General features: G+C 68.3%; 8 protein-coding genes. 2 read left to right on the top strand and 6 right to left on the bottom strand.

Annotated features, from left to right (window positions below; translation table 11 throughout):
* Positions 1-126: 126 nt before the first annotated feature.
* From QM517_RS12985 to rfbA, 3 genes are read right to left on the bottom strand one after another with little or no spacing between them, the layout of a single operon-like run.
* Positions 127-2,025, bottom strand: coding sequence for a rhamnan synthesis F family protein (locus tag QM517_RS12985; RefSeq protein WP_283287922.1), 1,899 nt, complete (start codon positions 2,023-2,025; stop codon positions 127-129).
* 1 nt (position 2,026) lies between these two features.
* Positions 2,027-3,901 carry a rhamnan synthesis F family protein gene (locus QM517_RS12980; protein ID WP_077050444.1) on the bottom strand — a complete coding sequence of 625 codons (1,875 nt, stop codon included), beginning with the start codon at positions 3,899-3,901 and terminating at the stop codon, positions 2,027-2,029.
* Complete coding sequence (gene rfbA, locus QM517_RS12975; RefSeq protein ID WP_077050445.1) at positions 3,891-4,772, bottom strand: glucose-1-phosphate thymidylyltransferase RfbA; 882 nt, start codon at positions 4,770-4,772, stop codon at positions 3,891-3,893. The genes QM517_RS12980 and rfbA overlap by 11 nt, the downstream gene beginning before the upstream one ends.
* Before the next feature lie 83 nt (positions 4,773-4,855).
* Between rfbA and rfbB the strand changes: the two genes are divergently transcribed.
* The gene (rfbB, locus tag QM517_RS12970) at positions 4,856-5,854 is read left to right on the top strand and encodes a dTDP-glucose 4,6-dehydratase (protein ID WP_077050446.1); all 999 of its coding nucleotides are present in this window, start codon (positions 4,856-4,858) and stop codon (positions 5,852-5,854) included.
* Positions 5,855-5,859: 5 nt separating this feature from the next.
* Positions 5,860-7,272, top strand: a complete 1,413-nt coding sequence (locus tag QM517_RS12965) for a bifunctional dTDP-4-dehydrorhamnose 3,5-epimerase family protein/NAD(P)-dependent oxidoreductase (RefSeq protein WP_283287918.1) — start codon at positions 5,860-5,862, stop codon at positions 7,270-7,272.
* A gap of 43 nt (positions 7,273-7,315) precedes the next feature.
* Here QM517_RS12965 and QM517_RS12960 read toward each other — a convergent pair whose 3' ends face one another.
* From QM517_RS12960 to QM517_RS12950, 3 genes are read right to left on the bottom strand one after another with little or no spacing between them, the layout of a single operon-like run.
* The gene (locus QM517_RS12960) at positions 7,316-9,745 is read right to left on the bottom strand and encodes a hypothetical protein (RefSeq protein WP_283287916.1); all 2,430 of its coding nucleotides are present in this window, start codon (positions 9,743-9,745) and stop codon (positions 7,316-7,318) included.
* Positions 9,742-10,254: a hypothetical protein gene (locus QM517_RS12955; RefSeq protein WP_283287914.1), complete on the bottom strand. Its 513-nt coding sequence runs from the start codon at positions 10,252-10,254 to the stop codon at positions 9,742-9,744. The genes QM517_RS12960 and QM517_RS12955 overlap by 4 nt, the downstream gene beginning before the upstream one ends.
* A gap of 54 nt (positions 10,255-10,308) precedes the next feature.
* Complete coding sequence (locus QM517_RS12950; protein WP_283287912.1) at positions 10,309-11,244, bottom strand: glycosyltransferase; 936 nt, start codon at positions 11,242-11,244, stop codon at positions 10,309-10,311.
* Between the last annotated feature and the right edge of the window lie 17 nt (positions 11,245-11,261).

Here is an 11,261-nt window from a genome sequence, read left to right as displayed (position 1 = left end):
GGTAGGAGCGCGAGCGCGGCGAATCTCTCTGATTTTTCCAAGCCTGACCATCGTTCTTCGGGAATCATGATTCTAACGGGCGAGATCGACGGATCGCTCTGACGCGCCTCGACGCCCCCTGTGCGTTCAGCGGCGGGAGCGACGCAGGACCATGTCCCGCATGCGGCGCGGGGCGCTCACCAGTGCACGCACGCGTTCGAAGCGCGGGACCAGATCCGGTCGGTTGAAGCGCAGGTACATCCAGAAGAAGTCGGTCGCGCGCCCTGTGCCCATCCAGCCCGCACGGTGCAGGAAGAGCGTCTTGTCCCGGAGCGACCCGGGCAGGGTCGCGGCCATCTCATCGACCTTGAACTCCAGCGAGGTGTGGCTCAGCGCGGCGTACTCCGCGGTGAGGATCGTGCGGGTGTGAAAACCGTCCTCGGCCGCCGCGTACGACGGCATCCGTTCGAGCACGTGAGCCAGCCCGCCGTCCTTGTAGGCGTCCTTCCCCCCGAATTCCTCGTATCGCCAATCGCGTGCCGCGAGGATGCGCAGCGCACGCGGCCGCGCCGCGTACATCGAGCCGAAGGGCGCGAGCGGCGAGACGTTGTCGATGGGCACCGCGATCCCCAACTCCTCGGCGACCCGCTCGAATCGGGGGCGGTTCCCCCACCACGCATGCCCCAGCGTGCCGTGGCCGATATGGATCATCGGCGGGTAGGCAAGCCCGAGAGACTCGTCCCGTTGGAAGAGCGCCACCAGGTTGGCGACGTACCCGGCGTCCGGAAGCAGATTGTCGAGCTGCTGCCCCTTGAAATGCTGCCCCACCGCGAACCCCTGCTGGGGAGTGCGCTTCGTGTGGACCTTGACGATGAGATCGTATTCGTCGCCGAGAATCACGTCGCGGCATCCGATCAGGAAGGCGCTCTGATCGCGTCCGTCGTTCGATGGGAGTACGCGGACCTCCGTGGTCCGCCCGGGGCGGGCTCGGGCCGCGAGGATCTCCTCGATCGCCCGCGCCCGTTCGGCGTCGGGCGTCGTGATGATCAGGTCGTAGTCGCAGGGCAACAGGTCCGCACGGTCGACCATCTCGTCGGTCATGTCCACGTAGAAGATGTGTGCGATGACGGCGATCCGCAACGGTCGATCCGCGTCGTAGGACACATCCACGCTCGGCAGGATCTCGAGCAGGCCGAGATCGGCGGTGAGGTCCCGCGGCGGAGCGTTACGTGTCAGATGGCTCCAGATCAGATCGGCGCTGTACCCGTAGGATTCGACCTTCTCGAGCAGCCATTTGCCGATCGACGCCTCGTGGTCCATCGTCACGGGCCAGAAGTAGAAGGGCTTCCGCTTGACGATGGGGCATCCGTCGTCGAGCATCTGCGAAGCATTGAAGACGGAGGGGTTCTCGGTGTCGTAACGGTCGTGAGCGAATCCGACGCGATGCGTGAACCCTCGTTCGGCGAAGTGCTCGGTGAAGGTCACCTCGTGCCGCGTGACGGCCTCCGTCCAGTCATCCAGGAGGGGCAGCTCGTCCCAGTACGTTCGCCACGCGGGCGAGGTGAACATCCGTTTCCGCACGGCGATCCAGAACGATTGCAGGTGATACGGGATCACCTCGCCGGTCCAGGACGCGCCCTGCTCGACCCGCGGGTGGTCGGTGAGCCCCCAGAAATCGATCTCGGCCTGTTCCATCGACTCGAAGACCGGCGCGAAGGGTCGCACCGGGCCGTACCAGGTGTCGTTGGTGAGGATGATCTCGTCGAAGGCGTCGAGTTCCGCCGCGAGGAGGTCGAGCCCCGCCTTGTGGCCCCAGATGTCCAACCCGACGTTCTCCCGCTGGAGAACGTCATCGGCGACCTCGGCGAGCCTCGCACGGCCCTCGGGAAGAAGTTCTCCGTTGACCACCGCGACGATCCGATCGGCGTGCTCTCGCAGGCCGCGCAGGGCGTGCAGCACGAAGTCTTCGATCCGGCCCCGGCGGTCGTAGATCACGTAGACGACGGCCCGCGAGCCGCCATCGGGGAAACGAGACGGGTGCGTCATGTCAACGCCTCCTTCCGGTGAGTCGGCCTTGCAGCCGTCGGGCGACTCTGACGGCGCTCGCGGCCCGCGCCACGACGGACCAGACCCGGGGATGCCGGTAGCGGAGCCACATGCGGGTGAAGTCCACGGCGCGGCCCGATCCGACGGGTCCGGCGCGGTGGAGAAGGTTGGTGTAACCGGCGGGATACCCGTACGACGTCATCGCCATGTGATCCCCGATGTACTCCAGGGAAGCGTGGCTCAGGCCCGCGTGCTCGCTCGTTGCGACGGTCCTGCTGACGAAGCCCGCCTCGCCCGCCGCGTACGCGGGCAGCCGCATGCACAGCTCGCCCGCCGCCACGTCGTGCGTCCACCTCACTGAAGAAAGTGCGCGTACCGCCTGCGGCCGCGCCATCCACATCCCCCCGATCGGCGCATGCGGGCTGGCCCAGTCGACGGGCACCGTGATCCCCAGCCGATCGAGGACGGTGAGAGCGGCGTCTCGATGCCCCGCCCACCCCTCGCCGAGGCTCGACATGCCGATATGCGGCGTCGGCGGGAAGACGAGACCGAGCGATGGGTCGCGGTCGAACAGGTCCACGATCTGCGCGAGGTGGGCCGGGCCGTGCCCCAGCAGGCAGTCGATCTGCTGGCGCCGGAAGTAATCGCGGGCGTTGCGCGTCAACCCCGAGGGCGTACCCGTGTGCAACGCGAGAACCAGGTCGACGTCGTCCGCGAGGAGCAGGTCCCGACATTCGTCGAACGCCACGACGGTGTCCGCTCCGACGCGAGACCTCGCCGGCCGGATTTCGTAGGGGAGATCGGTCGGCCCGGCAGCGTCCCAGATGTCGGTGACCACGTCTTCCGTCACGCCGTCCGAAAGGGTGAGAACAACGCGCTGGAGCGAGCGCACGCCGCTCAACCGGGCGACGACGTCCGTCAGCGCGTCGAGGTCTACGACGTGGATGATCGCGAGGATCCGGGCCGCGCGGGTATCGACTGCGGCACGCACCGGAGGGATGACTTCGAGCATGGCACCGGTGGTGTGCAGCCGCTTGGGCGCACATCGCTGTGCCAGGTCGGACCACATCGACGCGACGGGGTACCCGTGTTCGGCCATCGCCGCCGCGAGTCGGCGACCGATGATCGCGTGCTGGTCGAAGAACAGCGGGTATCCATCGAATACGGCGCGAGGGACGGATGGACACCCGTCCTCGATGAGGAGATCCACGTTGAACATGTCGGCGTGTTCCGCGGGGTAGTCGTCGCTGGAGAATGCCGCCGAGAGACGGAACCCGTCCGCGGTCAGGACATCGCTGAAGCGGTTCTCGATCTCGCGCACGCGCCAGTCCTGGTCTGGTCGGGCCGGCAGCGATGACCAGAATTGCTTCCACGCCTGGGACTGCCGGACCCGGCGACGCGCGGCGAGCCAGTATGCACTGAGCCGGACGACGCCGTCACGCCCCTCGGAACGGTCGCCCCGCACGACGTCACGGCGATCGGTGAGCGACCACACATCCACGTAACGCGACTCGAGACGCTGGAGTACCGGACCCAGCGGCGACACCGGCCCGAACCACGCGTCGGAGGTCAGAACGATCTCATCGAAGGCTTCAGCCCGGGGACCCCACACCCGCAGAGCGTGGGCGTACGCCCACAATCCCTGGGTCTCCGGCCCGACCGTGACGATCTCGTCGGCGAGCGCAGACACCTGAGCGCGTCCCGTCGCGTCGAGCGGACCCGCGACCACGAGGACGTGATCCATTTCGGCTCTCAGACCGGCGAGGGTGTGCAGGGCGGCACCGCTCATCCGTCCGGATCGGGTCTGCACCGCGTACGCGACAGCGCGTGTGCCGCCGAGCGGGAATCGCGGCGGCACGCCGGGGTCAGCGGCCACGCGACTGTCCCTGGTCGAGGGCCTTGAGAAGGTACGCACCGTACCCGCTCTTGACCAGAGGCTCCGCCAGTGCGCGCAACTCGTCGTCCGTGAGGAAGCCCATCCGCCACGCGACCTCTTCGGGGCAGCCGATGGACAGGCCTTGACGCTTCTCGACGGTGCGGATGAAGTCCGTCGCTTCGGCGAGGGAATCGAAGGTGCCCGTGTCCAACCAGGCGGTACCGCGTGGCAGGAGTTCTACACGCAGCCGACCCTGCTCCAGATACGTGCGGTTGACGTCCGTGATCTCGAGCTCACCGCGTGGAGACGGCGTGAGCGCACGGGCGATCTCGATCACGTCGTTGTCGTAGAAGTACAGACCCGGAACGGCGTAGTCGCTCTTGGGGGATGCCGGCTTCTCCTCGAGCGAGACCACCCGCCCGTCGGCGTCGAATTCCACGACACCGTATGCGGTCGGGTCCGCCACACGGTATCCGAAGACGACGCCGCCATCGAGCTGCGTGTACTGGCGCAGCCGGGTGCCCATGCCCTGCCCGTAGAAGATGTTGTCGCCGAGCACGAGGGCGACCGGTTCGGACCCGATGTGCTCCTCACCGAGGAGGAATGCCTGGGCGAGTCCGTCGGGCGACGGCTGCACCTTGTAGGTGAGGGAGATACCGAAACGCGACCCGTCTCCGAGCAGCCGCTGGAACTGGTCGGAGTCCTGTGGAGTCGTGATGATGAGGATGTCGCGGATGCCGGCCAGGATCAGCGTCGACAGTGGGTAGTAGATCATCGGCTTGTCGTACACCGGGACGAGCTGCTTGGAGACGCCGAGCGTGATGGGGTGCAGTCGCGACCCCGTTCCGCCCGCAAGGATGATGCCACGCATTCCTCGATTCTCCCCGACCCACCCGGTCCCCGCCAATCCGTCGGCCGCCGTACGTCCCAGGTGAGCCCGGTTAGTCTGGCCGCATGGGTCGTCTTCTTGTCACCGGCGGTGCCGGGTTCATCGGTTCGAACTTCGTCCACCATGTGACCGCGCACACGGATCACTCGGTGACGGTGTTGGACAAGTTGACGTATGCCGGGAATCGGGGGTCGTTGGCGGGGTTGCCGGAGGATCGTGTGCGACTGGTCGTGGGCGACATCGCCGACGCCGCGGTGGTTGATCCGCTGGTCGCCGAGGCCGACGCGGTCGTTCATTACGCTGCGGAGTCCCACAACGACAACTCGCTGCACGACCCGCGGCCGTTCCTGGACACCAACATCGTCGGCACGTACACGCTGCTCGAGGCCGCGCGGAAGCATGACGTGAGGTTCCACCACATCTCCACCGACGAGGTCTACGGCGACCTCGAGCTCGATGACCCGGCCCGATTCACCGAGTCCACGCCCTACAACCCCTCCTCGCCGTACTCCTCGACGAAGGCGGGGTCGGATCTGCTCGTGCGCGCGTGGGTGCGGTCGTTCGGGGTGCGCGCGACCATCAGCAACTGCTCGAACAACTACGGCCCCTACCAGCACGTGGAGAAGTTCATCCCCCGTCAGATCACGAACGTGATCCGTGGCATCCGTCCGAAGCTCTACGGCACCGGGGAGAACGTGCGGGACTGGATCCACGCGGACGACCACTCCTCCGCCGTGCTGACGATCCTCGACAGAGGCGAGATCGGGCAGACCTACCTCATCGGCGCGGACGGCGAGAAGGACAACAAGACCGTGGTCGAGTTGATCCTGCAGACCATGGGCCAGCCCGCCGACGCGTACGACCTGGTCACCGACCGTCCCGGGCACGACCTGCGGTACGCGATCGATTCCACCAAGCTGCGCACCGAGCTCGGCTGGACCCCCACATACGGCGAATTCGAATCGGGCCTGGCCGCGACCATCGACTGGTACCGGCAGAACGAGGCCTGGTGGGCACCGGCGAAGGACGGCGTGGAAGCGTTCTACGCCAGCAAGGGACAGTGAGCGGCATGGCCACCGCGTTCGGCAAGACCCTCGCCACCGCCGAAACCCCCATCCCGGGCCTGATCGTGCTGGACCTGCCCGTGCACGGGGATTCCCGCGGCTGGTTCAAAGAGAACTGGCAACGGGAGAAGATGACCGCCGAAGGGGTCCACCTGCCCGATTTCGGGCCGGTGCAGAACAACATCTCCTTCAACGACGCCGTCGGCACCACCCGCGGCATCCATGCCGAGCCCTGGGACAAGTACGTCTCCGTCGCCACCGGACGCATCTTCGGCGCCTGGGTCGACCTCCGCGAAGGCGACACCTTCGGCGCCGTGTACACCACCGAGATCGACCCGTCGAAAGCGATCTTCGTGCCGCGAGGCGTCGGCAACTCGTACCAGACCCTGGAACCCGACACCGCCTACACCTACCTCGTCAACGACCACTGGTCCCCCGCCGCGAGCTACACCTTCCTCAATCTCGCGGACGAGACCGTCGGCATCCAGTGGCCGATTCCCCTGGACAGCGTCGAAATCAGCGACAAGGACAAGAATCACCCGCGGCTCGCCGACGTCGTCCCGATGCCGCCGAAGCGGATCCTCGTCACCGGCGCGAACGGGCAACTCGGCCGTGCCCTCCGCGCAGAGTTCGGCGACCACCCCTGGATCGACTACACCACCCGCGACGACCTCGACCTGACCTCCTCCGACCTCCCGACCGCCCGCCGCTGGCGCGACTACGCCACCATCATCAACGCCGCCGCCTACACCAAGGTCGACGCCGCCGAAACACCCGAAGGCCGTACCCACGCCTGGGCCGCGAACGTCACCGCCGTCGCCGCCCTCGCCCGCATCGCCACCGACAACGGCATCACCCTCGTCCACGTGTCGAGCGACTACGTCTTCGACGGGACCAAGGACGGCGCCTACACCCCCGCCGACCCCGTCTCCCCCCTCGGTGTGTACGGGCAGACCAAGGCCGCCGGCGACGCCATCGTCTCCAGCGTTCCCCGCCACTACATCCTCCGCACCAGCTGGGTCATCGGCGACGGCGACAACTTCGTGCGCACCATGGCCTCCCTCGCCGAACGCGGCATCAACCCCCGCGTCGTCAACGACCAAACCGGACGCCTCACCTTCACCACCGACATCGCAGCCACCATCCGCACGCTGCTGGAGACCCGCGCCGCTCACGGCGTCTACAACGTCACCTCGGCGGGCGACCCGGTCTCCTGGTACGACATCGCGCGCGAGGTATACCGCATGACGGGTCACGACCCGGCACGCGTAACCGGGGTCACCACCGAGGAGTACTTCGCCGACGCGGCGGGACCGGTCGCACCGCGGCCCCGGAACAGCGTCCTCGAACTCGGCGATGGCACGTACGTGTGCGCGCCCCTCGGCCCGGACCGACTCCGAGCGTACGTGACAGCCTGATCGGGGAGGGCGTCGACGCAGGATCTCCGACGCCCTCCCCCATTCATCCGACCGTGACGGTCTGACAACCCAGGAACGTGTTCGGCCCCTCGACGTCATTGATCGGATAGACGCAGACGGTGTGCGAACCCTTCGCCGCAGGGACGCGCGCGGAGAACCCGTGACGGTCACCCATGCCGGGGAAAGCTGCCGCGATGTCCGCACGCGAAACGTTCGCGAGGATCGCCGTTCCGACCCCGTCCACGTAGACGTGAACGGCGATCGGATCGCTCGTGTCGGGGTCGAGAGCCCACCCGCCGACCGTGACGGCGCCCGCGGTCGCCCCGACCGCCTCCAGGTTGCCGATCGGGGGCCGTGAATGGTCGGCCACATCGACCGTCCGGCATCCGAGCGAGCTGTTACCCCCGGCGCCGTTGTTGATCACGTAGACACAGATCGAGGACGTGCCTGCGGGAACGGTGATGCGCTCGGCGAAACCGTGCCGCGATCCGACGAGGGGGTAGGCCGCCCCGACGTCGGGGCGATCCGAATCGGCCGTGTAGGCCGCTCCCCTGCTTCCGACGTAGATATGAACGGACACAGGCGAGGTCGTGTCCAGGTCGAGCGCCCATCCGCTGACGGTGGCCGTCATCCCGCTGACGCTCACGCCCTCGAGCATGCCGATGGGTGCCCGCCCGAGGTCGGGCACAGGGATGGTGATCGTCCGGCATCCCAGAGCGCCGTCACCGCCCTTCCCGTTGTTGACGGCGAAGACGCAGACGTCGTGCTTGCCCCCCATGAGGGTGAGGGAGGTCGCAAAGCCGTGATTCGGGCCGGAGGCCGGGTATGCCGCTCCGACGTCGGAACGCGGGAGGTCGGCAGACGAGGACGAGGACGCGCCCGAGGCCTCGATGCGGACCTGGATGGGCAGCGAAGTGTCCGGGTCGATGGCCCACCCGCTCGCTGTCACCCTCGTGCCTTGGACGACCACGGCGTCGAGGGCGCCGAAAGGCACGCGCCCCTGATCGACCGGTTGGCCGACGGTCACCGTGCGACAACCGAGCTGGACGTTCCCGCCGAGGCCCGTGTTGATCCCGTACGCGCAGACGGTGCGCGCCCCCGGTGCGGCCGGGAGGACGGCGCCGAATCCGTGCTTGGCTCCGTAGGCGGGGTAGGCGCCTGCGACGTCCGTGCGGGACGAGTCCGCCAGCAGGGCCGTGCCCACCCCGTCGACGTACACGTGCACGGCAATCGGCTGCGTGGTGTCGGGATCGATGGCCCAGCCGCCGACGGCGACGGCGCCCGCCTGCGCCGTCACCCCCTCGAGATTGCCGAACGGCGAGCCTGCCATGGCCGCGAGACGGTCGCACTTGAGCTGGGAGTCCCGCCCCTGGCCGACGTTGATCCCGATGACGCAGACGGTGTTGTCGCCCTCCTGCGCCGCGGGGACGGTGAGGGAGAAGGCGTGATTTCCGCCGAGCGTCGGATAGGCCGCGGCGACGTCTGCGCGATAGCCGTCAGCGGTCACAGTGCGTGTGGTCCCCTCCACCCGTACCTGGACACTGATGGAATTGGAGGTCTCGGGATCCGCGGTCCATCCCGACACCTGGAAACCGCCCGGTACCCGGGTGATGGCATCGACGGACCCGATCGGCCCATAAGGGTTCCCCATGTCCCGGGTCGACCCGAACCAGTCCGTATAGATGCGCCAGAAGTTGCGGTTGCCGTACGCCGAGCAGCCGTCACCCTCGCCGTAGAGGTTGCGGAGCGCCGCCGCGTTCGGCACGTACGGCGTGTAGATGTACAGCCCGGCCGTGGCGGCGTTCTCGATGTAGACGCGTTGCGTGCCGCAGCTGGTCGTGGGGTTGTAGAGGATGTTGTTCCAGCGCCCCGCCTGGTAGCCCCACCACGTCGGGTTCAGCCGGTAGATCTCGAACTGTCGCGCGGCGTAGTAGACCTGATAGAAGAACCCGGCCGTGGACGCATCGCACGGCGCGGTGTCGGGGCATCCCTGTCCGGTGGCGGCCTTGTACTGGAAGTCTTCGGGCCACGTCGAGGAGACCAGCCGCTGCTCCTTCTCGAGCAGCACGAGCATGGCCTTCTGGCTGATCCCGCAGGAGAGGCCCACCTTGGCGATGATCGTCGCGGCGCTCTCGTTCGCCGCGCCCGCGTATCCGTTGCAGTACTTGTCGGCCGGCCGGTCGTCGGTGTTCTGGCGGTAGTCCTTGAGACAGGTGTACCCGCTCCGGCAGTTCGGCACCTGCTTCTGCAGGAAGGCCTGGATGTCGGACGCGCTCAGCGCCGAGCCGTCGTAGAACAACGCGTCGTCGATGATGTTGCCGGGGTTCCAGTCGGCCGCATTCGCCGCGGAGGCGGATGCCACCGGCGCCACCGTGGCGGGGAGCGCCACCGGCAGCGCGACCAGGAGGGCTGCCGCGCACACCCAGGCGGCGAGGACGGCGAGGGCTGCGCGAGGGCGGGACCGTGCGGTCACGGCGCCGGCTCGACCGTGGAGACGGCCGACTCGGCGCGCGTGGAGGGAGATTCGTACCGCACCCGGAACTGCGGCGCGGTCGACGAATCGTCGACGGGGATCGACATGACTCCGCAGTAGGTCACGTCCTTGCCCTCGGTGCCGGTCACCGAGACCGTGCGGTCGGTGCCCACGAGCTCGAGCGTGCAGGTGCCGTCGTCTTCGGAAACCTTCGGCACCATCGCCGTGACTTCGAGGTTGCCGCCGACGATCTCGGAGGTGATGACGAGAACGTCTCCCGAGAACGGGGTGACGGAGGGCGTCGGCACCGCGGTCGGTGTCGAGGAGGCGCTCGGCTCGGGCGTCGACGAGATGGATGCCGATGGGGTGGGCGTTCCGGTGGACACCGCGCCTCCGACGGGTGTCGCGCAGCCGGCGAGGGCGAGAAGCGCGACGACGCCGACGGGCACGGCCCAGCGGCGACTCCTCTTCCCTGAGGGGGACGTCCGGGGGTGGTTCACGGGGATCACGCGATCATTGTGCGGGCTGCGCGCCGCGAACGGCGGCTGCCACGCCGCGGGCGGTCAGCCGCGGCCGACCCGGCGCCGGAGGCGTCGCAGGCGCGACCACACCGGCTGGTGCGCATCGATCTCGCGTCGCAGGTCGTCGCGGATCTCGGCGCGCAGCCGCTCCGACTGCCGCGTCGACAGCTCTTCGAGGTGGGCGATGAGCTGCTGCTGCTGGGCGGCGAGGTAGAGCGGCAGCCCGTCTCCCTCCCGTCGCGTCCACTGCTCGAGCGCCCGATCGCGCACCAGCGCATCGTCGCGAGCGTGCGCGTCGGCGAGCGCGAACATGCTGTTGGCGGCGATGCCCGTGGCATCCGGTCGCTGTGTCCAGTAGGCGAGGGGCTCGCCCGCGACGAAGCCGAATCCGGCCCGGGCGAGCACGCGGAGGTAGAAGTCCCAGTCCTCGACGGCCTCCAGCGACTCGTCGTACCAGCCCGCTTCCTCGTGGACCGCCGCCCGATAGAGGACGGAGATGGGTACCGCGCGATTGACGCTCAGCATCTCGCCCAGCGAGATCCGCTGCATCCCCGCCCAGAACGGGGCGCGACCGACCTCGACCCACCGCCCCTCGCGCTCCTCCTCGTAGACGATCTCGGTGCTCACCGACACCGCGGCATCCCCGGGGTGCGTATCGAGCCACTCCACGGTGCGGGCGAGGAAGTCCGGATGCCACCGGTCGTCGTCGTCGTGGAGGACCATCAGCTCGGTCGCCGCCGCGCGCACGCCGGCGTTCGCGGCGATGCACCGCCCGCCCTCGCCCGGCGCGATGTGCAGGACGTCGGCGGCGCCTCCCGCCTCGGCCACGACCGACTCGACCTCGGCCGGATCGCCCCCGTCGTTCACGACGACGACGCGCCGGTCGGAGTACGACTGGGCGGCGATGTCGGCCAGGGCCCGACGGAGGAAGTCGGGACGTCGTCGGGTGCGGACGACGATTCCGACGCGCGCGGTCATGGGTTCGAGCATAGGTC

The sequence above is a fragment of the Microbacterium sp. IEGM 1404 genome, assembly GCF_030056775.1.
In the GTDB taxonomy this organism is placed as follows: domain Bacteria; phylum Actinomycetota; class Actinomycetes; order Actinomycetales; family Microbacteriaceae; genus Microbacterium.
This window is presented reverse-complemented; position numbering and strand designations above follow the sequence as displayed.